Source organism: Corallococcus macrosporus DSM 14697 (assembly GCF_002305895.1).
GTDB classification, from domain to species: domain Bacteria; phylum Myxococcota; class Myxococcia; order Myxococcales; family Myxococcaceae; genus Myxococcus; species Myxococcus macrosporus.
This window is the reverse complement of record NZ_CP022203.1, coordinates 4193618-4216898: the sequence shown is the minus strand read 5'-3', so window position 1 is coordinate 4216898 and position 23281 is coordinate 4193618. Positions and strand designations below refer to the sequence as shown.

Sequence of the window (23281 nt, the reverse complement as noted above, 5' to 3'; positions counted from 1 at the left end):
CGTCTACTCCAGACCGTTACCAACCACACTTCTGGCCCTTGTTCTGAGCCTGGAGCCAGGTGCGCAGCGGGCTGAAGTAGTCAAGCAGCGGCGTGGCGTCCATCTGCCGGGTGCCCGTCATGGCCTGGAGCGCGTCGGGCCAGGGCTTGCTGGCGCCCAGCTCCAGCATGGCCTGGAGCCGCTTGCCGGCCTCCTTGTTCCCGTAGATGGAGCACTCGTGGAGAGGGCCCGTGTGGCCGGACGCCTCGCAGAGCGCCTTGTGGAACTGGAACTGGAGGATTCGCGCCAGGAAATAACGCGTATACGGAACGTTTGCGGGTACGTGGTACTTCGCCCCCGGGTCGAAGTCCTGCTCGGAGCGGGCCACCGGCGCGGCCACGCCCTGGTACTTCTCCCGCAGCGCCCACCAGGACTTGTTGTAGTCCGCCGGCTGCACGCGGCCGGAGAACACCTCCCAACGCCACTGGTCCACGAGCAGACCGAAGGGCAGGAAGGCGATCTTCTCCAGGGCGTCCTTCATCTGGAGGTTGATGAGGTTCTTCTCGTTCTTGGGAACGGACTTCAACAGCCCCGCCTGCTGGAGGTAGCCGGGGGTGATGGACAGCGTCAGCGCGTCACCAATGGCCTCGTGGAAGCCGTCGTTCGCGCCGGCCTGGAAGAGCACCGGGAGCTGGTAGTAGTACGTGTAGTAGTAGTTGTGGCCCAGCTCGTGGTGGATGGTGACGAGGTCCTCCTCCGTGGGCTTGATGCACATCTTGATGCGCAAATCGTTGCTGTAGTTCACGTCCCAGGCGCTGGCGTGGCAGACGACGTCGCGGCCTTCCGGCTTGGTGAACTGCGAGCGCTCGAAGAAGGTCCGAGGCAGCGGCTTGAGGCCCAGCGAGGTGAAGAACTTCTCACCCAGCTTCACCATGCGCATCGCGTCATACTTCTGCTGCTTCAGCGCCGCGTCCACGTCCAGGTTGGCCTGCCCGGGGAAGGGCTCCACCAGCGGGTAGATGTTGTTCCACTCCTGCGCCCACATGTTGCCCAGCAGGTGCGCGGGGATGGGCTTGCCTTCAGGCACCTTGTCGGCGCCGTACTGCTTCGCCAGCCGGCCGCGCACGTAGCAGTGCACGTCGTCGTAGAGCGGCTTCACCTGGCCCCACAGGCGCTGGGCCTCGACCTCGAACTCGGCCGGGGACATGTCGTACGCGGAGCGCCAGAGCGTGCCCAGGTCGTTGAAGCCGATGTCCTTGGCGCCCTCGTTGGAGATGGACACCAGGCGCTCGTACAGCGGCCGCATGGGGCGGGCCACGGAGTGCCAGCCCTGCCACGCGTCCAGCAGCTCGTCGTAGTCGCGGCTCTCCGCGATGACGTCGGACAGCACCTCCAGGTCGCGGCACTTCCCCTTCCCGTCCGGCCCGCAGTACTTGCCCTTGCCGTAGAGGCCTTCCAGCTTCGCCGCCGTGGCGGCCAGCTCGGCCCGCTTCTGCGCGTCCGACGGCGCCGGCAGCGCCTGGGACACCTTGAGCAGGTGCAGCATGCGCGCGGTGTCCGCGTCCAGCGTCAGGCCGTCGAAGCGGCGCGCTTCCTTGATGGCGCCGTTGACGTAGGCCAGCACCTCTTCGTTGACGAAGGCGGCGTTCTGCTCGGTGTCGTCGGTGATGTACGTGGACTTGATCCACTCCGCGGTGGCCTGCTTCGTCCACAGGCGCTTCAGGTCCGCGTTGACCTTCTCCGCGAAGGCCTTCGCCTCTTCCGGCGTGGGCTGCGACGCGGTGGGGGCGGTGGGGGTGGAGGACTCGGCGGGGGCAGGCGCCTCACGCGTCACTTGCGAATCCTGGGCACACCCCAGGAAGGCGGGCAGCGCCATGGCCGCGGCCGCACGCAGCAGGGAGTTCAGGGGACGTTTCCGGTTCATGACCGCGGACCGTAGAAGAACCCGCGCCCGATGACACCCCGAAACTGGGCGGACGCCTGCCCTCGTGGGTTCTCCGATGTCACGCAGGCCGCACTCCGCCGACGCGGCGCGACACCGTGGGCGCGTGGAGCGGTGACGGCTCCCGCGCCTCACCTGCCGCCCTTCTTCCGGTTCGGCTCCGGATCCGCCCGGCCGGGTACCGTGCGGGCGTGGCACACCCGGCCTCCCGTGTCGCCCCGTGGCGTTAAACCTTCACCCCATGTTGCTTGGACACATGAAGGACCCGCGATGGCCCGCGTCCGAAGCGGCGCTGACGGAGGCTCGCGACTTCCTGACGGAGCTGAAGGACCGGCGCGTGGTGGTGGCCCCCCATCCCAGCGTGGACGGGCTCGCCGCCGGGGCGCTGATGCTCCGCGCGCTCCAGGCACTGGGAGCCCAGGTGACGGCGCGAGTGCCAGGCAAGGGCGAGCACGCCTTCTCGCCCGCCTTTCAGGAGCGCCTCCGCGCGGCCCCTCCCGATGCGTTCGTGGTGCTCGAGCGGGGCCCGAGGCCCGCCGCGTCTCAGGAGTCCTCCGCTCCGGCGCTGGAGTCCACGGCCGGGGCACCCGGAGGCCGGTGGCGTGCTGGCGCTGACGTGGGCCTGTCGTCGTCGGCGGCCCTGGACGTCTCGGGAGCGCCGCCGGGTGTTCCCACGCTTGTCGTGGCCCCTCAGGTGGATTCACCAGGGAACGCGAGCACGAAGGTGCTCTCCGCCCAGGGGCTGGAGCCCCCGGTCAGTTGCAGCGTGCTCACGTTCGCGCTCGTGTCGCCCTGTGTCGTGCCGGGCCCCTTGGAATGGCTGGCCGTCCTGGGGACCGTGGCGGACCAGGGCGCGGATGCGCCCATTCCCTTCCTCAAGGACGCGCTCCGCCGCGCCGGGCGCACCGCCGTGACGGAGGCCGTGTCCCTGCTGAACGCGGCCCGGAAGTCCTCCCGGTTCGCCGCGCCGCTCGCGCTGGGGGTCCTCCTCCGCGCGGGCAGCGCCACCGACATCACCCGGGGCAACGTCCCAGGTGTCGACACGCTGCATGACTGCCGGCTGGAGGTGCAGCGCGAGGTGCTGCGGTGCTCGAAGACGCCACCGCGCATCGCCAGTCCCGTGGCGCTGCTGCTGTTCAGCTCGGAGGCCCAGGTCCATCCGCAGGTCGCGGTGCGCTGGGCCCAGCGGCTCCCCGAGCACATCATCATCGCCGCGAACGCGGGCTACCTCCCGGGCCGCGTGGACTTCGCGGTGCGCAGCCGGATGCCGATGGGCCTCGGGGCGCTCCCGGTGCACCCGACAGGAGGCAGCCTGTCCCGAGAGGACTTCCTCCGCTTCGCCGCCGGCCTGGGCTTCAAGGGGCTGCGGGACATCGACGTCGAGCGGCGGGGCGCGTTCCCCGGCTGATGCGGTATGACGTGGCCGTGATGCCCCGCCCGCTCCTTCCCCTCCTCACGGCCATCGCCCTCACCGGCTGCGGCGACACCGCCTCCGACGATGCCGACGCCTGTGAGCGCTTCAGCTTCCCCCTGTCGGCGCCGAGCCCCTCCCACCACCTCGACACCTGTTCGAGCGAGGGTTGTGGCAACGGAGAGCGTCCGCCCAACTCCGGCCTCCACTGCGGCAACGTGTCCGCGTGCGGGAGCTTCTCCGAGCCCGTGGCGCCCTGCCTCTACATCCACAACCTGGAGCACGGGCACGCGGTGTTCCTCTACAACTGCCCGGAGGGATGTCCGGACGAAGTGGCGAAGCTCGAAGCCGCGGCGGCGACCGCGCCCAAGGGAGGCAATGCCGTCCGCAGGGCCCTGGTGGCGCCGGATCCCACGCTCCCCCGGCGAGTGGCCGCGATGCTGTGGCGCCGGACGTACCTGGCCGACGCCGCGGACCCCGAGGCCCTTCGCTGCCTGATGCGGCTCCAGGACGTCGACGCGCCGGAGCCTCGGCTCACCTGCCCCGCGCCCCCTGAGTTCCACGCGCCGTCACGCCGGTAGGGAGCCGCTCGCGGCGGGCGGCTCGCCCAATCATGACAGGAGGTGTCAACAAACCTCCGTAGGCTCTCCGCGTGGTTCGGACACAGACATCCACCCAGGAGGCAGGCATGCGGGACATGAAGGATTCGTTGAAGGGGCGCGTGGCGCTGGTCGCGGGCGGCACGCGTGGGGCGGGCCGGGGCATCGCGGTGCAGCTCGGCGCGGCGGGCGCCACCGTCTATGTCACGGGCCGGACGACGCGAGCGCAGCGCTCCGAGCAGAACCGACCGGAGACCATCGAGGAGACCGCGGAGCTGGTGACGGCGGCGGGTGGACTCGGCATCCCCGTGCAGACGGACCACCTGGTGCCGGGGCAGGTCCAGTCGTTGGTGGAGCGCATCGACCGGGAGCAGGGACGGCTCGACGTGCTCGTGAACGACATCTGGGGCGGCGAGCACATCTTCGAGTGGAACAAGAGCGTCTGGGAGCATTCGCTCGACAAGGGCTTGCGGCTGCTCCGGCTGGGCGTGGACACGCACCTCATCACCAGCCACTTCGCCCTGCCCCTGCTCATCCGCCGCCCGGGCGGGCTCGTCGTCGAGGTCACCGACGGCACCGCCGAATACAACGCGACGAAGTACCGCATCTCCACGTTCTATGACCTCGCAAAGGCCTCCGTCCTCCGGCTGGCCTGGAGCCAGGCCCAGGAGTTGAAACCCCATGGCGGCACCGCCATCGCGCTCACGCCGGGCTGGATGCGCTCCGAAGGCATGCTGGAGCACTTCGGCGTCACCGAGGCGAACTGGCGCGACGCGACGGTGAAGGAGCCCCACTTCGTCATCTCGGAGTCGCCGGCCTACGTCGGCCGCGCCGTGTCCGCGCTGGCCGCCGACGCTGACCGCGCGCGCTGGAACGGGCAGTCGCTCTCCAGCGGCCAGCTCGCCCGCGTGTACGGCTTCACCGACCTGGACGGCAGCCAGCCCGATGCCTGGCGCTACGTCCCCGAGGTCCAGGACGCCGGCAAGCCCGCGGACGCCACTGGCTACCGCTAGACACTCCAAGGGGTGGGTCTTCCGGGACCGCGACGCAGGTGTTATGAATTTTCTCGCAATGCTCGTTTTGCGGCCTTGATGGCCGCGCCACACCCCCTTGCGAGGAGACACCTTTGAGACACCTGAGAGTCGCGGTCCCCGTCGCGCTGCTGAGCTGGCTGGCGGCGTGCGGCGACCCCGGAGCGTCCAAGCCCGAGGTCGCCACCACCGCGTCCGCGCTGGACTGCGCCACGCTGAACCGGCCCGTCTATCACCGCATCAAGCCGGCCAACGGAGACAGCCTCTACACGCTCAACGCGAACGAGGCCGCCAACGCGGCGACGACGTGGGGCTTCACGGAGGACCGGGGCGTGGCCTTCCGCGCCGCGGCCTCCACCGGGACGGGGCTGTCCCCCGTCTACCGCATCTACAGCCCCAGCCGCGGGGAGCACTTCTGGACCATTGATGAGGCCGAGCGGAACGACCTCATGCAGAACGGGGGCTACACGACGAACGAGAACGTCGGCTTCTACGCGTCGAAGACGGCGGCGCGGTGCCTCGTTCCCGTGTACCGCTTCTCCAACACGACGCTCCGCAAGCACCGCTTCGCCATCACCGAGGCCCAACGCGACGCGCTGGCCGCCTCGGGCTGGGTCGACCAGGGCATCAAGTTCTACACCGCGCCGGAGTCCGCGCCTCCGGTCGACACGAAGTTCACCTTCGCCGTCATCCCCGACACGCAGAACGAGGTCCTCACGTCGCCGCCCACGCGGCTCGTCCACCGGCTCCAGTGGCTGGTGGACAACCGGAGCTCGCTCGACCTGCGCTTCGTGCTGCACACGGGCGACGTGGTGAACTGGGACACGGCGGATCACATCCAGTACGTGCGCGCCAGCGAGGCCACGGAGCTTCTGGACGCCGCGGACATCCCCTACGTCTACGCCATTGGAAACCACGACACGGCGGCCGTCTGCCCCGGCGGCAGCGCCTGCCCCGGCAACGTCAACGCCAACCTGCGCGACACCTCCACCTTCAACGCGCACTTCCCGCTCACGCGCTTCACCGCGCTGGCAGGCGTCTACGAGGCGGGGAAGAGCGACAACGCCTACCACACGTTCTCCGCGGGCGGGCTGGACTGGCTGGTGCTCAACCTGGAGCTGTGGGCGCGCACCGGCGCCGTCGACTGGGCGAAGACGGTGCTGGCGCAGCATCCGCGGCACAACGTCATCATCAACACCCACTCCCACCTGAACGGCAGCGGCGCCATCGAGCAGCGCAACGGCGGCTACGGCAACAACAGCCCGCAGTACGTGTTCGACCAGCTCATCAAGCAGTACGCCAACGTGCGGTTCGTCTTCTCCGGCCACACGGGCAACGCCGCGTACCGGGCCAGCACCGGCGTCCACGGCAACACCATCCATCAGCTCCTGACGGCCTATCACGAGAACACGTCGAACCTGACGCGGCTGGTGGAGGTGGACACGGCGGCCAACACCTTCTCCACGCGCGTCTACTCGCCCATGACGAACGCGGAGAAGCAGGACGGCTCCAAATTCACCATCAGTAACGTGAGCTGGGTCCGCTGATGCTCTAGGGTAGGCGGGCTGTGACGTCCACGCCCGCCTCCCCTGCCCTCGTCTCCCGTGATCGCATCCGAGCCATCGACTGGCTCCGGGGCATCGCGGTGCTGTTCATGGTCCAGACGCACACCCTGGCCCTGCTGACGCCCGAGCTGCGGCAGAGCGACTGGGTGGCGCGCCTGCTGCGCGTCGACGGGCTGGTGGCCCCCGCGTTCATCTTCTCCGCCGGCTTCGCCACCGCGCTGATGATGGTCCGCAGCGCCGCTGGCGGCATGCTCCGCGAGCGCGTCCACCGCAACCTCCGCCGCGCCGGCGAGGTGCTCGCCGTGGCCACCCTGGTCAACTGGGCCTGGTTCCCCCTGCTGCGCGAGCCCCAGTGGCTCTTCCGCATGGACATCCTCCAGTGCGTGGGCCTGTGCCTGCTCATCGTCCTGCCGGTGGCCGCGCTGCTCGCCGCGCGCCCCAAGGTGCTGAGCACCGGCGCCTTCGTGCTGGCCCTGCTCACCTTCGCCGTGTCACCGCTGGGCGAGCACGTGGACGGCCCCTGGGCCACGCTGACGGAGAAGTCCTCCTTCGCGCCCTTCCCGCTGCTGCCCTGGCTGGGCTACGCGTGGCTGGGCGTCTCCACGGGGACGGTGGCGGGCGTCTGGGGCCGCGCCGGCCTCATCAAGGCACTGCGGGTGCTGATGGTCCTGGGCTTCACGGGCGCGGTGCTGGGTGACTTCCTCTATGGCCTCTACCCGCCCCACCGCTTCTTCGTCGCCAACCCGTCCAACGCGGCGGCGCGCTTCGGGTGGGTCAGCACGGTGCTCCTGGTGCTGACGTGGCTGGAGGCCCGGGTGCCCGCGGGCGCGGCGCCGTCCCGGCTGCGGCGCTTCGTGGAGGTGTTCGGCACCTCGTCGCTGTCCGCGTACTTCTTCCACGAGATGCTGCTGTTCTACCGGCTGGGCGGCGTCTTCTCCTTCCAGCTTTTCTGGGGAGACCGCAGCGGCTGGCTCCAGTACTGGGTGCTGACGGCCGTCGTCATCGGCCTCACCTTCGTGCTGTGCGTCGCCACGGACCGGCTGGAGCGCGTGGTGCGGCCCGCGCTCCGGAGCCTCCTGGAGCGGCTGCGCCGGCAGGGCCAGCACGCCCCCGCCGGGCGCTGACTCAGTGGCCGGCGGCTGACAGCGTGTCGAAGGCGGCGATGACCTCCCTCGGCGCCTGGACCAGCTCGATGAGCACGCCCTCTCCGCCGAAGGGGAACCGCTCGCTGCCCTTGGGGTGGATGAAGCAGATGTCGTGGCCCGCGGCGCCCTTGCGGATGCCACCGGGCGCGAAGCGCAGGCCCTGGGACTCCAGCCACCGCACGGCCACCGGCAGGTCATCCACCCAGAGGCCCACGTGGTTGAGCGGCGTCTCGTGGACGCGGGGCTTCTTCTCCGGGTCCACGGGCTGCATCAGGTCCACCTCCACCTTGAAGGGCCCCGCGCCCGCGGTGACGATGTCCTCGTCCACATTCTCCCGCTCGCTGCGGTAGGTGCCGTGTGGCGTCAAGCCCAGCAGGTCGACCCAGAGCTTGCGGAGCGGCGCCTTGTCCGCGCCTCCAATGGCGACCTGCTGGATGCCCAGAATTCGAAATGGCCTGGTGGTCTGCATGGCGCGGCACCCTGTCAGACGGAGGTGCTCCAGACAAGGACGCCAAACCCCGGGTGTCCTCCGGAAAATCCATCCGGCGCTAGACCCATTTTCTCGGGCCATGCGTTTTCGGTGGGCGACCCAATCACCGACCTTGGAGCCCTGATGTCCCCCTTCTCGCTGAAGCGTCAACTGACCGTCTGGGGCAGCGCCCTTCTTGTCGTCAGCACCCTGCCGGGTTGCCACAGCCGGACCCCGGCCGCCGACGAGCGCCCCGCCGAGCTGCTGCGTCCCCAGGCGCGGAAGGCGCACGGCGCGCCCGCTCCGGAGTACGAGACGGACAGCGATGACCAGGCCGCCATGGCGTCCTCGGTGGGCGCCGCGGCTCCCGCCGGTGCTCCGCCGCCCGCCGTCGCCGAGCCTTCCCTCGCCGGGCCCGTGGCGCACGCTCCAGCGCCGCAGGCCGCCAGGAAGCGCTCCCAGGCCAAGGTGGCGGAGCTGCTGCATCGCCGCGAAGCGAAGCCCGCCGCCGACGCCATGGAGGGCGCGCCGCGCGACGCCGAGCACCCCCGGGACGCCAGCGCGGCCACGGGCGGCAACACCTTCGAGGCCTGGAAGGCCAACGCCTTCATCGAGACGGCCAAGGACCCGCTCTCCACCTTCGCCGCGGACGTGGACACCGCGTCGTACACGGTGTCGCGCCGCTACCTGGTCAACGGCCAGCTCCCGCCGCCGTCCGCCGTCCGCGTGGAGGAGTTCGTCAACTACTTCAAGTTCCGCTACGCGCCGCCGGAGACGGGCGCCTTCGCCGTGCAGCTCGAGGGCGCGCCGTCTCCCTTCGACGCCAGGCGCCACTTCCTGCGCGTGGGCGTGCAGGGCAAGGTCGTCTCGCGCTCGCAGCGCAAGCCCGCGCACCTGGTGTTCCTCGTGGACACCAGCGGCTCCATGTACTCGGAGGACAAGCTGCCCCTCGCCGTGCAGGCCATCAAGGTCGCCATCAAGAACCTCAATGAGAACGACACCGTCGCCCTCGTCACCTACGCGGGCAGCACCCGGGACGTGCTGCCGCCCACGCCCGCCACCGACGTGAAGCACATCCACGCCGCGCTCGACTCGCTCAGCGCGGGCGGCGGCACGGCGATGGGCTCCGGCATGGAGATGGCCTACCGCCACGCCGTGAAGAAGGCCTCCGGCAGCGTGGTGTCCCGCGTCGTCGTCCTCACCGACGGTGACGCCAACATCGGCCGGAACGTGAGCGCCGACGCCATGCTCAACAGCATCCACAAGTACACGGCCGAGGGCGTCACCCTCACCACCGTGGGCTTCGGCATGGGCAACTACCGCGATGACCTCATGGAGAAGCTGGCGGACAAGGGCAACGGCAACTGCTTCTACGTGGACAGCCTCCGCGAGGCGAAGAAGGTCTTCGAGACGCAGCTCACCGGCACGCTGGAGGTCATCGCCAAGGACGTGAAGTTCCAGGTGGAGTTCAACCCCGCGTCCGTCCGCCGCTACCGGCTGGTGGGCTATGAGAACCGCGACGTCGCCGACCACGACTTCCGCAACGACAAGGTGGACGCGGGTGAGATTGGCGCTGGCCACAACGTCACCGCCGTGTACGAGGTGGAGCTGACGGGCGAGGCCACCGAGCCGCTGGCCACCGTCCGCGTCCGCGCCAAGGCGCCCAACGGCACCGAGGCCTCCGAGCGCGCCTTCCCCTTCGAGCGCTCGATGGTGCGTGACACGCTGGCGCAGGCGTCCCCGGACTTCCGCTTCGCCGTCGCCGTGGCCGCCACCGCGGACGTCCTCCGCGACGGCCCCGCCGCGGAGGGCTGGAGCCTGGCCACGGCCCAGAAGCTGGCCGAAGGCGCCACCGAGGGTGACGCCGACCGCGAGGAGTTCGTGCGGCTGGTGGCCCAGGCCCGCGCCCTCAAGGGCGCCTCCGCCCAGGGCCGCTGACACCTGGGCCCAGGCCCGCCTACACGTCGGGGTGGAGGGTGCCCAGGGCCCTTCCACCCCGCGGCCGTTTCCCGGGGGTATGCTGAGGGGCCATGCACGCTCGCAAGTCCCGACGCTTCCTCCTCCCTGTCGCCACGGTGTTCCTCGCCTGTGGCGGTTGCAGTGACGACCCGTCCGGCGGCGGCGCGCCGCTGGGCGAGGAGCAACAGGGCATCGCCACCTTCTACGACGCCGACGGCTCCGGCAACTGCAGCTACGAGCCGACCGGCGACTTGATGGTGGCTGCCATGAACACGCCCCAGTACGCCAACAGCGCGGCCTGTGGACAGTGCGTGGACATCACCGGGCCCAAGGGCTCGGTCCGCGTGCGCATCGTGGACCGCTGCCCGGAGTGTGAGTCCGGCCACCTGGACCTGAGCCGGCAGGCCTTCGCCCGCATCGCGGACATGCACCTGGGCCGGGTCGACATCACCTGGACGCCGGTGTCCTGCGACGTGGCGGGGAACGTCGAGTACTTCTTCAAGGACGGCAGCAACCCGTGGTGGACCGCCATCCAGGTGCGCAACCACCGCCTGCCCATCCAGAAGCTGGAGTGGCGGCGCGGCACCGGCGGCTGGCAGGACGTCCCGCGCGAGAGCTACAACTACTTCGTCAACGCGAGCGGCATGGGTGACGGCCCCTTCTCCGTGCGCGTCACCGCCGTGGACGGCCAGCAACTGGAAGACACGCTGGACAGCGTCCTCGACAACCGCGGCGTCGAGGGCGCTGCCCAGTTCCGCTAGCGCGCGGCTCAGCGCCGCAGCATGGAGCGCAGCAGCTCCAGCGCCTCGGTCACCTGCTGCCAGACCTGGAGCGACTTCACGCCCTCGCCCTCGCCCTGGATGGCGCGGCGCGAGGCGCGCTCCAGCGGGAGCAGCACGCCCTCCACCAGCTCGATTTGACGGCTCAGCTCGGCGGGGGAAGGCCCCGTGAGCGCGGTGCGCTGGAGCGCCTCCGCGGGCACGCTCGCGGACACATTCACCGGCCGCTCCGCCAGCGCGGTGATGGCGCGGGCGAGCTGCTCCATGTACGGGCCGAAGTCGGGCGAAGGCGCCAAGGCCGCCATCCGCACGGTGGGCGCGGACTCCGGCGGCGGCTCCGGGGGCCGCTCCGCCTGCGCCGCCACCCGCTCCGTCAGCGCCTTGAGCAGGTGGGCCATGTGCTTGAGGTACGGCGTCAGGTCCGGCCCCGCGGCCACCGGCGCCACGGGCGCCGGCACGGCCTTCGCGACCTTCACGGACTCGCGGCCCACGCTCGCCACCTCCAGCACGGCCTCGCGCAGGGACTCCAGGCGGGGCAGCACCTCCACCACCGCGCCGGACTGCTCGTCACGGACCTGGCTGGCGGAGACGTGGTTGGCCGCCTGCACCACCGCGTCCCGCACCGCGCCGAGCTGCTCCTCGATGCCGCTGAGCTGCCCGGTGACGCGCGCCACGGGGTCGTCGTCCTTGCCGCCCATGCGCTTCACGCGCGCGAAGCCCTGCTTGATGTCCTCCCAGCGCTTCGCCTTCTCCGGCGTCAGGCGCCCGCGCATCTCCGCCAGCTTGAGCAGGTTCTGCTCCGCCGCCGTCGTCAGCGTCTGGGACTCACCCTGGTAGTGGTCGTCGATGAGCCGCTCCAGCTCGTCGTCCGTCATGGCCGCGACAATCTTCTCCGTGAGCTTGTTCATGTTGCGGTAGCTGCCCTGCAACTTGAACGCGGGCTCGGAGCGGAAGCGCTCGTCCTGCGCCGCCGAGGCGATGTACTGCAGGTTCACCTTCAGCAGCACCGACTGGGCCCGGAACATGCGCTGGAACACCGCGATGATCTCCTGGAGCTCCGCCGCCGCGTAGCCGTGCTTCAGCTCGCCCGACTGGACCTCCTCGCCCTGCGCCATGCGGATGAGGCGGTGCGTGTCCGCGGGGTCGCGCGTGGCCAGCGGCGCCGTCACCGGGTTCGAGGTGAGCGCGTTCTCGATGTAGCTGAGCGCGAACAGGTGCTCCTTGCCGTCGAGGATGTCACCCAGGTTGTAGGTGTCCGCGCGGTTGGCGAGCATGTCCGGGATGCGGAAGCGCTCGCCCGTCTCCGTGTACGGGTTGCCGGCCATGACCACGCAGAACTTCTTGCCGCGCAAGTCGTAGGTGCGGGTCCGGCCGTTCCACACGCCCTCCACGCGGCGCTGGCCGTCGCACAGGGAGATGAACTTCTGGAGCAGCTCCGGGTCCGTGTGCTGGATGTCGTCCAGGTAGAGCATCACGTTGTTGCCCATCTCGAAGGACAGGTTGATGCGCTCCACCTCCTGCCGGGACGTGGCGTTGGGCGCCTCGGCCGGATCCAACGACTTCACGGAGTGGCCCAGCGCCGGGCCGTTCACCTTCACGAAGGTGAGCCCCAGGCGGCTGGCGACGTACTCCATCAGCGTCGTCTTGCCGTAGCCCGGCGGCGACATGAGCAGCAGCATGCCCATGCGGTCGGTGCGCTTGCCCTCGCCCGCCGCGCCGAGCTGCTTCGCCAGGTTGGCGCCGATGAGCGGCAGGTACACCTCGTCGATGAGCCGGTTGCGCACGAAGGAGGACAGCACCTTCGGCGTCAGCTCCTCCAGGCGCAGCTTGCGGCGCTCGCGCTCCAGCAGGTCCCGCAGCAGCGCGCGGTAGGCCTGGTACTGCGGCACGCGCACCTGCCGGAACTCGCCCAGGCGGGCCAGGAACTCATCCAGGCGCAGCGGCAGCTTCCGGTCCTGGATGCGCGGGTGGTTGCCCAGCAGCGAGGAGACCTCCGTGGCCGTCAGCGCGCCCGCCGTCTCGCGGTCCAGCTTGGTGCCGGTGAGCAGCAGCACCGCCGCCTCCAGCGCCACGTGGACGGACTCACCCGGGCCTCCCTCGCGCTGCGCGAGGTAGCCGTCCAGCCACACCCGGGCCAGCTCCAGCCGGGCGCCCAGGTCCTTCTCCAGGCCCCGCAGGTCGTCCTCGAACGCGGAGCGCGTCCCGTGACGGTCCAGCTCCTGGAGGAACGCGTCCCGCAGCGCCACCGCCTCGCCGCTGGTGGTGAAGCGCGGGTGCTCCGCGCCCAGCTCCTCGACGAGGTAGCGGCCCGCCTGCCGAGGCTCGGCCGGCGAGTGCTCCAGGCCCTGCGCGGTGAGGAACGCGGCGATGCGCTCGCCCAACGCCTCGCCCACCTCGGCCAGGCTGCCGCCGGAGGCGAAGGTCGAGCGCAGCCGGGCCAGGCTGCGCGCGCGCCGCTGGAACACGGCGCGGCCCGCCTCGTCGGTGTCGAAGGCCCAGTACAGCGCCGCCCAGGCGCGAGGCACCGGCGCGAAGCGCAACAGCCCCGCGCCCTGGTGCAGCCCCAGCAGCTTCTCCAGGATGGAGGCCGCGTCCGCGTCATGGACGCCGCGCTCGTAGCCCTCGTCGAAGCGGTCGGCCGCGTAGGCGCGCACCTTCTCCAGCAGCGCGCCGCCCACCAGCGCCTCGTGGAGCGCGTCCAGGGACTGCCCGGCCTTGCCGTCCTCCGCGTCCGCCAGGAGGCAGCCCGCCAGGTACTCGGAGCGGTAGACGGTGTGGGACTCGGAGACGAGGTGCTGGTCCCAGAGGTCGCGGAACTTCAGCAGCTCCGCGTCATCCACCTTCTGCGCGTAGTCCGTGCCGGTGAGCTGGAGGTACAGCTCGCCGTCGCGCGGCAGCAGCGTGAGGTCCAGCGGCTGCGTGTTGACGTTGAAGCGGTACGTCCCCAGCTTGATGAGGTTCTCGCCGTCCGCGAACAGGTCCTGCCGGTCGCGCAGGGCGCGCAGGGCGTCCTGCTTCGCGGACTTCACCCGCGACAGCACCTCGTCCGCGCGGACGCTGTCCTGGAGCTCCATGAGCTGGTCAGCGAGCTGACGCAGCTTGAGGATCATCGCGTCGGAGGCGAAGTAGCCGTTGAGCTCGTCGTCCGTCTTGAACGACTTCGCCCGGCGCTGCACGCCCTGGAGGATGCGCTCCGCGGCGCCGAAGAGGCTCTGCGCGCGGCGCTGCCGCTCGTCCAACAGCGACTGCTTGCGCGCGCCGAAGGCCTCCAGCAGCTCCTCGCGCTTCTGGGTGATCTGCTCCAGGAACTCGTCGAACTCGCCGAAGCGGCCCTCCAGCTCCTCCAGTTGCACCGTGAGGCGGGACATCGCCTCGTCGCAGCGCTCCGGGCTGTCCGCCTGGGACAGCGCGCTCTCGATGCTCTGCCCCAGCAGCTTGAACTGTGCGCCGAACTCCGCGCGCTTCTCCCGGCCGGACAGCTCCTTGCGCTTGGCCGCGAGGCTGGCGCGCACGCGGTTGAGGCGGCTGAACAGCTCGGAGATGCCCTCCAGGATGCGGGCGCGGGCCAGCGGGTCGCCCACCTGGAGCCCGCCAACGACCTCGCCCAGGACCTCCAGGCCATGGGCCGTCCGCTCGATGTCCTCGCCCAGGGGCGCCAGCTCCACGGACGTCTGCACCGGCTCCAGCTTCGCCAGCAGCTCGTCCAGGCGCTGGGCCAGCGGCGCCAGGGCCTCGCCCGTCTGGAGGAACTCCACGCAGGCCGTGCTGACCCGGTCGGACGCCTCCACCACCGCCGTCTCCAGGACGTCCACGCGCCCCAGGTCCATGTAGCGGATGTCCTTCAGCGTAATCAGGTGCCCGCGCTGCTTGCGCAGGTCCGCCAGCGCCTGCATGAAGGCTTCGGCGTGGGTGAGGTTCTCCGGCTGGACGCGGAGCAGCAGCGTCTCCTGCTCCGTCTCGGCGACCGCCAATGCCTCGGTGGCGCGCTTCTGCATCGCGACCACCTTCTCGAACTCATCGATGATGAGCTCGGCGGTGCGCCGCAGCGTCTCGATGGGCTCCTGGAGCCCCGTCTCCTCGTGGCCCAGCCAGTAGTACGCGTCCAGCGCGCGGGTGGCCGCGCCCACCAGGTCCTCGTAGGTGCGCCGGGTGGGCTTCTCCGACTTCGCGACGCGCTGAATCGTCAACGCGTCGGAGATGCCGCGCACCAGCTCCGCGTTGCCCACCTTGCCCAGGTAGCCGGGGGCCGGCGGCGTGGCCGCCGCGTGCTCCGCGGAGACGAACGGCGTCTGCCACACCTGCATCGGGTGGACGCGCGTGGGCTCGTCCGACGTGGAGCGGAAGATGACGAGCTGGCCGTCGGAGAACAGGCTCATGCCGTGCGCCACCAGGGGGTTCTGCACCTCCTTGCGCACCAGGTTGTACGGGAACAGGACGTAGCAGCCGTCCGTGCGCCGGTGGAAGATGTAGAGCACGTCCTCGCCGTTGGGCGAGCGGATGGCGCGCTTGAACTCCATGCCCTCCGACGCCGCGGCGCCGTCGAAGACCTTGAAGTCCCCCGTCTGGAGGTAGTAGCCGCCGGGGAAGACGATGCCCTGGTCCTCCGGCAGCCGCACGCACGCCTGGCCAATGGCGTCGATGCGCACCACGTGCTGCGTGCGCGAGTTGAAGACGAGGTAGCGGTGCGCCTTCTCCCGGAAGGGCAGCACCCGCAGGAGGATGAGGGTGCCCACCCGCGCCCAGGCGAACTCGGCGTCGTCCAGCGACTGGTCCGGGTCGTCCACGGGCTCGCTGTAGATGCCCATGCCGCTGGAGGTGTTGTCCTCCACCTTGACGGTGAGGTCGCCCTTCACCGTCTCCACGAACACCTGGTCCAGCACGTTGACGTGCGGGTGCTGGCCGGTGACGTAGTTGTCCCGCGTGGCCACCGTCCACTCGAAGTCGTGCGACGGCGGGAAGACGTGGTCACGCTCGCCCTGGTTGTCCAGGTAGGTGGCGCGGCCCTCCAGATCCAGGCTGAAGCGGAAGACCTTGATGTCGCGCAGCGACTGGCCCGTCTGGAAGATGGCCAGCAGGCGCGAGTCCAGCTTGCGAATCTGGAGGAGCTTGGCGTCCTTGTAGTACTTGTAGAGCTCGCCGAAGTCCTTCACGAAGCGCGGGTCCGCCAGGAACCCGCCCGCCTCGGTGTCCGGCACCGTGGAGAAGTCGAAGCCGTCGGCCGTCTTCTCGAACTTGTGCAGCGAGAACACGTCGGACACCGACGTCTCGCGCTTCAAGCCGATGAAGACGTTGTAGCCGAAGAGCAGGTACTTGCCGACGCTGGCGATGTCGCACGGGACGCAGTTGTTCTCGGTGCGCACCCGCTCGTTGCCAATGACGGACAGCTCCGTCCCGCCGAACAGCGCCTTGCGCCGCCCGTTGAGGTCCGTCGCCTTCCCGCCGAGGACGTCCGCCTGCGCCAGCAGCCGCGCGCGGATGACCTCGTAGCTGCCGCCTTCCAGCGCCGCCTCGCCCGCGGGCGCCGCGCCCTTGCCACCGTCAGTTGCCATGGTTGTTCACCGAGAAAGCGGAGACCCCCACCCCCGCACCCTCCCGAGCGGAGGGGCGCCACCCCGGAGGGGAGGCCGGGGTGAGGGTCGTCTTACAGCCGTGCCACCGCCGCCGGTTCGCGGCGGTGGCCCTTCCAGGACGGTCAGCCCTGCGTGGTGTCCGTCGTGCCGGGCTTGACCTCGTTCACCAGCGCCTTGAGGCCCGCGCCGGTGGCGGCGACCGGGCTGGCCGCCATCTTGTGCAGCAGCGCGGCGACCGCCAGGTTCTGCGCGTCGTTGGTGAGGCCGGGCTTGGAGAGGACCTCCTTCAGGTCCGCCGCGAAGTCCTTCTCGCCGTTGAGGTAGCCACCCAGCGCCTTCTGCAGCGCCTCGCCGTGGTCCAGCGCGCCGTCCACCGCGGAGCCGAACGACACCGCCTTGACGAAGCGCTCGAAGAACTGGCCGTCGCCACCGACGATGTTGAACTTCGCGTTGGCGAACGCCTTGGCCAGCACCTCGGCCTGGGCGTGCGCGATGTCCTTCCGCGCGCGGATGGACTCCAGCTCCACGTCGCGCTCCTTGTTGAGCTTGAGGCGGAACTCCTCGTGCTCGCGACCGACGCCGTCCATCAGCTTCATGGACGCGGCCTTCTCCGCCAGGCCCCGGGCCTCGGCCAGCAGCTTCTCCTGGATGGCAGCGGCCTCGGCCAGCTGCTTCTCGCGCGTGGCGATGGCCTCCGCCTCGCCGCGCTTCTGGATGGCGCTGGCTTCCGCCTCCAGCACGCGCGCCTGGGCCAGCCCCTTCTCCTGCGCGCCCGCGGCCTCCGCCAGCAGCTTCTCGCGGACGATGGCCGCCTCCGCCTGGCCCTGCTTCTCGATGGCGCCGGCCTCCGCCTCCTTCACGCGGACGTTGACCATGCCCAGCTTCTCCTGCGCCTGCGCGTCGGCCTCCTTCACGCGCACCTCGGCGAGGCCCTCGGCGGCGGCCTCGGCCTGGACGCCCTCGGCCAGGCGGACCTTCGCCTTGGCCGTCTTGTCGGCGGCCTCGAGCTCGGCCTCGGCCAGCGTCAGCTTCTCCTTGGCGCTGAACTTGGCCACCTCGTTGGAGGCCTCGGCCGCCTTGATGTCCTTGACCAGCTTCTCCTGCGCCTGCGCCTCGGCGGTGATGAGCAGCGCGTCCTTGCGGCGGGTGGCCTCGGCCTTCACGCGCAGGTCCTTGATGCGCTCCTCCTCCTCGGCCACCGTCTTCTCCACGGCGATGCGGGCGCGCACCACGTCGGCGATGAGCTTCTTCTCGCCTTCCAGCGCCTTCTCCTTGGCGATGCGCTGCAGCTCCGTCTCACGCTCGCGGTTGATGGCCTCCAGGGCGCGGTCCTTCTCCACGCGCTCGGCCTCCACGCCCACCACGCGCTCGCGGTTCTTCTGCGCGACCTCCACCTGACGAGCCTTGTTCTGCTCGTTGATGTGGATCTCCTCCTCCGCCTTGATGCGCGCGAGCTGGGCCTTGGCGTACTCCTCCTGCTTCACGCGCTCGGCCTCGGCCGTCTCGCGGGCCTGGATGCTGTCAATCTCACGCTTCTGCTTGGCCGCGGCCTCCTCGCGCTGACGCTCGAGGGCGAAGATGGCCTCATCCGCCTCGACGTTGCGCTTGGTGACGGCCATGCGCTCGTCCTGGCGCAGCTCGTTGGTGAAGACGTTCTGCTTGGTGGTCAGCTCGGTGATCTTCCGGATGCCCTGCGCGTCGAGGATGTTGTCCTTGTCCAGCATCTCGACGGGGGTCTGCTCCAGGAAGTCGATGGCGCAGTCCTCCAGCATGTAGCCGCTGAGGTCCCTGCCGATGACGTTGACGACCTGGTCCTTGATCTCCTCGCGCTTGGTGTAGAGCTCCTCGAAGTCGAAGCTCTTGCCCACCGTCTTGAGCGCCTCGGAGAACTTGGCCTCGAAGAGGTTCTCCAGCGTCTCCTGGTCGGACGCGCGCGCGCAGCCAATGGACTGCGCCACCTTCAGCACGTCCTCGCGCGTCTTGTTCACGCGCACGAAGAAGGTCACCTTGATGTCCGCGCGGATGTTGTCCCGGCAGATGAGGCCTTCCTTGCCGCGGCGGTCGATTTCAACCGTCTTCAAGGCGATGTCCATCACCTCGGCGCGGTTGATGATGGGGAACACCACCGCGCCGGAGAAGGTGACGACCGGCTCGGCCTTCAGCGTGTTGACGATGAGCACCTTGCCCTGGTCCACCTGCCGGTACAGCCGGACGATGGTGAGGAGGATGCCTCCGAGAAGGATGATGCCACCGGTGCCGGCGGCGACCGCGGTAATGGGATCCATGGCCAATTCCTGATTGATGATGACAGCGGGCCTTGTATCAGGCGCCGGAGGTCCCCCGCAAAAGCCCTCCGGCGTCGAATGTGACGGCCGCCCCCTCAGCGCGGCCGGTGATGCATCAGCCTCGTGCCTTCACGCGCGCCAGGGCCGCGGCGCGGGCCGGGTCCTGGAGCTGCTCCAGCTCCTCCGGCAGCAGCCAGTCGACCGGCTCCACTTCGTAGACATGCCTGTCGGCGTCGTACGCGAGGATCAGCGCCGGCTGCCCTCGTTTGAGTTCATTGGGCTTCGAGCAGACGACGTTGAGGATGACCCCCGCCCCGCCGTCCTCGAAGGTCGCGTGCCCCGTCCTGGCCGTCACGCTGCCGCTGGAGATGGTGCACACGCGGCCCATCAGCGCGTCCCGGCCCGGCGCGCGCCTAGCCACGAACACCGGCCGCAAGGGCCGGACCGCGAGGCCCGCCGTCACCGTCCCCGTGGCGAAGCACGCCAGCCCCAGCCCGCTGCTCAGCAGCCACGACGGCAGCACCCCGCCCAGCGCCTGGTGCAGCGGCTGCGCGCTCAGCACCGACAGGAACCAGGCGATGAACGCGACGAAGCTCACGGACACGGTGATGGGGATGCCGGCGAAGCCCATGGCCGCCAGGACCCCGCCGCCGTCGACGTCGAAGTCCGCGTCGGAGCCCACCAGCGCCTTCGCGCCGCCCAATGCCTTGCCACCGCCTTCGATGGCGCCGCCCAATGCCTTGCCACCACCTTCGATGGCGCCGCCCAATGCCTTGCCACCGCCCTCGACGGCGCCGCTCAAGGCCTTGCCACCCGCCTCCACCGAGATGTCCCCATCGAACAAGTCGATGCCCACCGCGCCCACGATGACGAACAGCCAGTACGTCATCACCACGCCGAGGACGATGGTGAAGATGGCGGTCGGGAAGGCCAGGATGGTGTCGAGGAAGGCGCTCATGCGGCTTGCGCTGCACTCTAAACGAATGTCATTCCCGTCGAAAACGCACCGGGCGCTTTTCTGCCTTGCCCCTGGGCGGGCGACCGGGCGGCACCTGCGTTGCCGCTCGGCCCCACCCTGAGCACTACAGGAAGACCGCTCACAATGGGGTGAGCGGGGTTCCTCCCAGCCCAGGCGCATGGCCCTTCACGCGGAACCCACCCGGCAGCCCCGCCCCCGGCCAGGGGCCCGGCGCGAGACGCAGCTCGAACGGCTCCAGCGCGCCGGCATCCGGCGGCGGGGCTCCCCCAAGCGGGGTTTCCGCTATGTCCAGCCGGATGGCCGGGCCGTGAGCCCGGGGGAGCGCGAGCGAATCGACGCGCTGCGCCTCCCTCCCGCCTGGACGGACGTGGCCATCGCCCCCTCCCCCACGGCGCGTTTGCAGGCCGTGGGCCGGGACGCCGCGGGGCGCTGGCAGTACCGCTATCACGCCTCACACACCCGCAGGCGGGACGAGGAGAAGTTCCGGCGAATCGTCAGCTTCGCGCGGGCGCTCCCCCGGATGCGGCGGCGAGTCAACGCGGACCTGCGCAAGCAGGGCCTGGGCCGGGACAAGGTGATGGCGGGCATCCTCCGCATCCTGGGCACCTGCTTCATCCGCCCCGGGAGCCAGCAGTACGCGGAAGAGAATGGCAGCTTCGGCATCGCCACCCTGCGCCGCCGGCACGTGCGCGTGGCCGGGGACACGGTGCACTTCGACTTCCCTGGCAAGAGCGGCAAGCAGCAGCGGAGGCAGCTCCGCGACCGGCGGGTGGCCACGCTGGTGCGGCGCCTCTTGAAGGTGCCCGGGCGCGACGTCTTCAAGTTCGTGCTGGATGACGGCTTCGTGGTGGACGTGCGGCGCCGCCACATCAACGAGTACATCCAGGAGGTCATGGGCGACCAGTTCAGCGCCAAGGACTTCCGCACCTGGGCCGGCACCCTCATCTGCGCCTGCGCGCTGGCCCGGGCGCGCGAGCGGGCCAAGGCCCCCGGCGGCCCGGTGAAGCAGACGGTGCTCAAGAAGACGATGGTGGCCGCCGTGAAGGAGGCCGCCGAGCACCTGGGCAACACCCCCGCGGTGGCGCGCTCCTCGTATATCTACCCCTCCGTGCTCGCGATGTTCGAGCGCGGGCAGGTGGTGGACACCTGGTTCGACTCCGTGGACGAGCTGGCGGAGACACGGAGCGGGAGCCTTCACTGTTCGGAGAAGGCCCTGCTCGACATGCTCGACACGTCCCGGCGGCGCCGGAGGCGGGCGCGGCACTGAGCCCCCGCCCCGCGGCGTTGGCTCAGGCCACCACGGCTTCGACGACGCTGGGCGGCATCGCCGTCGGGAAGACGTTGGACAGCCTCAGCCCCGCCTTCTCCAGCAGCGCCGTGTACTCCGGGCCCGTGCGCTCGCGGCCGCCCACGAGCACCAGCATGGCCATGTCATAGAGGTTGCCGAAGTGCTGCACGTTGTCACCCGGCAGCACCGTCTCCACGATGAGCAGCCGCGAGTCGGGGCGCATCGCCGCGCGGATGTTCTGGAGGATGCGCAGGCTCTGCTCGTCATCCCAGTCATGGAGGATCTGCGACAGGATGTAGACGTCGTGGCCCTCCGGGGTGATGCGCGCGAAGAAGTCTCCGTCAACCACGTCGCAGCGCCCCGACAAGCCCCGCTGGGCGAGCCGCTCACGGGCCTCCACGGCGACGTGAGGCATCTCGAAGATGGTGCCGCGCACGCCAGGGTTGGCGCCCAGGATGTGCGCCAGCAACATGCCGGTACCGCCGCCCACGTCGACGACGGTGCGCGCGGAGGAAAAGTCATACGCGTTCACCACCGCCGGCGCGTTCATCGTCTGATACGCGGCCATGCTGCCATTGAAGATGGCGGCGACGTCGGGGTGCGTCGTCATGTAGTTGAAGAACGTGTCGCCCATGAACTTCTCCACCGTGGGCTTGCCCGTCTTCAAGGCGGTGGCCAGGTCCCCCCAGGCCTGCCATGACAGCAGATGGCCATGCGCCATGAGCGAGCCATACACGGAGCCCGGGTTGTCCTTGCGGAGCATTCCGCCCAGCTCCGTGAGGGCCCAGCGCTGCGTGGCTTCATCCTTCACGAGCACGCCCAGCCCGCTGAGCAGACGCAACATCCGCCGCAGCGTCGGGGCATGCGTGCCGCTGGCGTCGGCGAGCTCCTCGACCGTCTTGGGCACATCCCCAATGATGTCGGCGAGCCCCAGCTCCGCCATGATTTGGAGGCACCGGGAAACCCAGAAGCCATAGACCATTTGCGTCATCTGCAAGGCGGCGGGCGGCGGAGGCGCGTGAGAGGCTCGAGGTTGCTGGCTCATGTGTCCGTCTCCAAGGTGTTGTGAAGCCACGGCAAGGCTGCAACCTATAAGGTAGGCTGTAAAACTGCTACGGTTCTCTTATTCGTCGGGAAGTCCAAGCCTCTGTGCGCGCTTACACCACCCATCAAAAGGCCCTCCCCCGCACCGAGCTGCATGCGCTGAGGGACGCCCTGCTCGGCTCGCGCTTCGTGGCCCGCAGCCCCTTGATGGGGTCGTTCCAGGCCAGCCGGGGCTTCGCCTTCATCTTCACGCACGAGGGCCGGGCCACGCTGGAGGCCCGCTTCCCGTTCCTGGTGCCCTATCTGGCCCGCGTGCTGGACCCCGTCAGCGCCCGGGGGCTCTTGCCGTGGCACGAGCGGCTCTGGGGCGCGCGGCGGGAGCGGCCCGTCCCCAACGCCTTCTATCTGAACCTCTTGTTGCTGGAGGCGGGACGCGGCGTGGGGCGACACATCGATGCGACACTCCAGGACCCCAGCGGCGTGCCCGACGCCACGCCCCGACATGTGAGCGTGCTGTATCTCCAGGTGCCCGAACGCGCCCGGGGCGGCGAGTTGCGCCTGCTGCGCCAGGACGCTCCCGTGGGTGAGATTCGCCCCCGCGAGGGCCTGCTGGTGCACTTCCGGGGCGACCTCCAGCACGAGGTGCGCCCCTTCACCGGGAGCCTGGACGGCGCGAGCCGCGCCAGCCTCGTGTGTGAGCAGTACGTCTTTTCCCCCGAGGCGCTCACGCGCATCCCCGCCTTCCGCATCCAGTCCAAGGCGGGCTTCGGCGCGTATCTCGACCACCAACGTGAGCGCCCCGGCGGCGGCTCCGCCGGCACGTTGGAATAGGCTTTCAACCTGAACCGAGGAGACACCGTGGCCGTCGATCCCCAGAGTGCCGACGTGGAGCGCTTCATCCAGGAGGACCCGGGTGGCCCCGTGGTCATCCTGAACCTGGTGCGGTTCAAGGAAGGCGGCCGCGCGTCCTACGAGGCCTACGCGAGCGCGGTGATGCCCTTGCTCCAGAAGGTGGACGCCCAGCCGCTCTACGCGGGGGACGGCGCCACCGCGCTGGTGGCCGAGCCCGGACAGACGTGGGACGCGGTGCTGCTGGTCCGCTATCCCAGCCGCGCGGCCTTCCTGAAGATGGTGGCGGACCCGGAGTACCAGCGCATCGCGCACCTGCGCACGGAGGCGCTCCAGGAAGCCGTGCTCCAGGCCACCACCCCCTGGGGGACGTCACCGGCGCCCTGA

16 protein-coding genes are annotated in these 23281 nt (G+C 70.0%); 10 read left to right on the top strand and 6 right to left on the bottom strand.

The window, feature by feature from the left end:
* Nucleotides 1–16: 16 nt before the first annotated feature.
* Nucleotides 17–1903, bottom strand: a complete 1887-nt coding sequence (locus MYMAC_RS17760) for a M2 family metallopeptidase (RefSeq protein WP_095958929.1) — start codon at nucleotides 1901–1903, stop codon at nucleotides 17–19.
* A 274-nt stretch (nucleotides 1904–2177) separates the two neighbouring features.
* On the opposite strand from MYMAC_RS17760, the gene MYMAC_RS17755 reads away from it, so the two are divergent.
* From MYMAC_RS17755 to MYMAC_RS17735, 5 genes are all read left to right on the top strand, one after another.
* On the top strand, nucleotides 2178–3329 hold the full coding sequence (locus MYMAC_RS17755; RefSeq protein WP_095958928.1) for a hypothetical protein: 1152 nt from the start codon (nucleotides 2178–2180) through the stop codon (nucleotides 3327–3329).
* The gene (locus MYMAC_RS17750; protein WP_095958927.1) at nucleotides 3329–3913 is read left to right on the top strand and encodes a DUF3105 domain-containing protein; all 585 of its coding nucleotides are present in this window, start codon (nucleotides 3329–3331) and stop codon (nucleotides 3911–3913) included. Before MYMAC_RS17755 ends, MYMAC_RS17750 begins: the two co-directional genes overlap by 1 nt.
* Before the next feature lie 107 nt (nucleotides 3914–4020).
* On the top strand, nucleotides 4021–4944 hold the full coding sequence (locus MYMAC_RS17745; RefSeq protein WP_095958926.1) for an SDR family oxidoreductase: 924 nt from the start codon (nucleotides 4021–4023) through the stop codon (nucleotides 4942–4944).
* 113 nt (nucleotides 4945–5057) lie between these two features.
* On the top strand, nucleotides 5058–6509 hold the full coding sequence (locus tag MYMAC_RS17740; protein WP_095958925.1) for a metallophosphoesterase: 1452 nt from the start codon (nucleotides 5058–5060) through the stop codon (nucleotides 6507–6509).
* 20 nt (nucleotides 6510–6529) lie between these two features.
* Entirely contained in the window at nucleotides 6530–7651 is a 1122-nt protein-coding gene (locus MYMAC_RS17735; protein ID WP_095958924.1) for a heparan-alpha-glucosaminide N-acetyltransferase domain-containing protein, read from the top strand.
* Between the two features lies 1 nt (nucleotide 7652).
* Here MYMAC_RS17735 and MYMAC_RS17730 read toward each other — a convergent pair whose 3' ends face one another.
* The gene (locus MYMAC_RS17730) at nucleotides 7653–8141 is read right to left on the bottom strand and encodes a VOC family protein (protein ID WP_095958923.1); all 489 of its coding nucleotides are present in this window, start codon (nucleotides 8139–8141) and stop codon (nucleotides 7653–7655) included.
* A gap of 144 nt (nucleotides 8142–8285) precedes the next feature.
* Between MYMAC_RS17730 and MYMAC_RS17725 the strand changes: the two genes are divergently transcribed.
* Complete coding sequence (locus tag MYMAC_RS17725) at nucleotides 8286–10079, top strand: vWA domain-containing protein (protein ID WP_095958922.1); 1794 nt, start codon at nucleotides 8286–8288, stop codon at nucleotides 10077–10079.
* A 92-nt stretch (nucleotides 10080–10171) separates the two neighbouring features.
* Nucleotides 10172–10861 carry an expansin EXLX1 family cellulose-binding protein gene (locus MYMAC_RS17720; protein WP_013940167.1) on the top strand — a complete coding sequence of 230 codons (690 nt, stop codon included), beginning with the start codon at nucleotides 10172–10174 and terminating at the stop codon, nucleotides 10859–10861.
* An 8-nt stretch (nucleotides 10862–10869) separates the two neighbouring features.
* Here MYMAC_RS17720 and MYMAC_RS17715 read toward each other — a convergent pair whose 3' ends face one another.
* The 3 genes from MYMAC_RS17715 to MYMAC_RS17705 all read right to left on the bottom strand — a co-directional run bounded on the left by MYMAC_RS17715 (nucleotide 10870) and on the right by MYMAC_RS17705 (nucleotide 19692).
* Nucleotides 10870–16428 carry a DNA repair ATPase gene (locus MYMAC_RS17715; RefSeq protein WP_095958921.1) on the bottom strand — a complete coding sequence of 1853 codons (5559 nt, stop codon included), beginning with the start codon at nucleotides 16426–16428 and terminating at the stop codon, nucleotides 10870–10872.
* Nucleotides 16429–16571: 143 nt separating this feature from the next.
* Nucleotides 16572–18734, bottom strand: a complete 2163-nt coding sequence (locus tag MYMAC_RS17710; RefSeq protein WP_204817697.1) for a flotillin family protein — start codon at nucleotides 18732–18734, stop codon at nucleotides 16572–16574.
* Between the two features lie 115 nt (nucleotides 18735–18849).
* A complete protein-coding gene (locus MYMAC_RS17705) occupies nucleotides 18850–19692 on the bottom strand; it encodes a hypothetical protein (RefSeq protein ID WP_013940164.1) in 843 nt (280 codons plus the stop codon).
* Between the two features lie 178 nt (nucleotides 19693–19870).
* On the opposite strand from MYMAC_RS17705, the gene MYMAC_RS17700 reads away from it, so the two are divergent.
* A complete protein-coding gene (locus tag MYMAC_RS17700) occupies nucleotides 19871–20980 on the top strand; it encodes a DNA topoisomerase IB (RefSeq protein ID WP_095958919.1) in 1110 nt (369 codons plus the stop codon).
* A 22-nt stretch (nucleotides 20981–21002) separates the two neighbouring features.
* On the opposite strand, the gene MYMAC_RS17695 is transcribed toward MYMAC_RS17700, so the two are convergent.
* A complete protein-coding gene (locus tag MYMAC_RS17695) occupies nucleotides 21003–22046 on the bottom strand; it encodes a methyltransferase (RefSeq protein WP_238539712.1) in 1044 nt (347 codons plus the stop codon).
* Between the two features lie 104 nt (nucleotides 22047–22150).
* Between MYMAC_RS17695 and MYMAC_RS17690 the strand changes: the two genes are divergently transcribed.
* Together MYMAC_RS17690 and MYMAC_RS17685 are read left to right on the top strand one after the other, a co-directional pair.
* Nucleotides 22151–22876, top strand: coding sequence for a 2OG-Fe(II) oxygenase (locus MYMAC_RS17690; RefSeq protein ID WP_095958918.1), 726 nt, complete (start codon nucleotides 22151–22153; stop codon nucleotides 22874–22876).
* 27 nt (nucleotides 22877–22903) lie between these two features.
* The gene (locus tag MYMAC_RS17685) at nucleotides 22904–23281 is read left to right on the top strand and encodes a DUF1330 domain-containing protein (protein WP_095958917.1); all 378 of its coding nucleotides are present in this window, start codon (nucleotides 22904–22906) and stop codon (nucleotides 23279–23281) included.

What these genes read in the sequence shown, in the direction of transcription:
- MYMAC_RS17745 (WP_095958926.1), top strand. Translation starts at nt 4,021, where the DNA reads ATGCGGGACATGAAGGATTCGTTGAAGGGGCGCGTGGCGCTGGTCGCG.
- MYMAC_RS17695 (WP_238539712.1), bottom strand. Translation starts at nt 22,046, where the DNA reads ATGAGCCAGCAACCTCGAGCCTCTCACGCGCCTCCGCCGCCCGCCGCC.
- MYMAC_RS17710 (WP_204817697.1), bottom strand. Translation starts at nt 18,734, where the DNA reads ATGGATCCCATTACCGCGGTCGCCGCCGGCACCGGTGGCATCATCCTT.
- MYMAC_RS17705 (WP_013940164.1), bottom strand. Translation starts at nt 19,692, where the DNA reads ATGAGCGCCTTCCTCGACACCATCCTGGCCTTCCCGACCGCCATCTTC.
- MYMAC_RS17725 (WP_095958922.1), top strand. Translation starts at nt 8,286, where the DNA reads ATGTCCCCCTTCTCGCTGAAGCGTCAACTGACCGTCTGGGGCAGCGCC.
- MYMAC_RS17730 (WP_095958923.1), bottom strand. Translation starts at nt 8,141, where the DNA reads ATGCAGACCACCAGGCCATTTCGAATTCTGGGCATCCAGCAGGTCGCC.
- MYMAC_RS17755 (WP_095958928.1), top strand. Translation starts at nt 2,178, where the DNA reads ATGAAGGACCCGCGATGGCCCGCGTCCGAAGCGGCGCTGACGGAGGCT.
- MYMAC_RS17715 (WP_095958921.1), bottom strand. Translation starts at nt 16,428, where the DNA reads ATGGCAACTGACGGTGGCAAGGGCGCGGCGCCCGCGGGCGAGGCGGCG.
- MYMAC_RS17760 (WP_095958929.1), bottom strand. Translation starts at nt 1,903, where the DNA reads ATGAACCGGAAACGTCCCCTGAACTCCCTGCTGCGTGCGGCCGCGGCC.
- MYMAC_RS17700 (WP_095958919.1), top strand. Translation starts at nt 19,871, where the DNA reads ATGGCCCTTCACGCGGAACCCACCCGGCAGCCCCGCCCCCGGCCAGGG.
- MYMAC_RS17720 (WP_013940167.1), top strand. Translation starts at nt 10,172, where the DNA reads ATGCACGCTCGCAAGTCCCGACGCTTCCTCCTCCCTGTCGCCACGGTG.
- MYMAC_RS17750 (WP_095958927.1), top strand. Translation starts at nt 3,329, where the DNA reads ATGCGGTATGACGTGGCCGTGATGCCCCGCCCGCTCCTTCCCCTCCTC.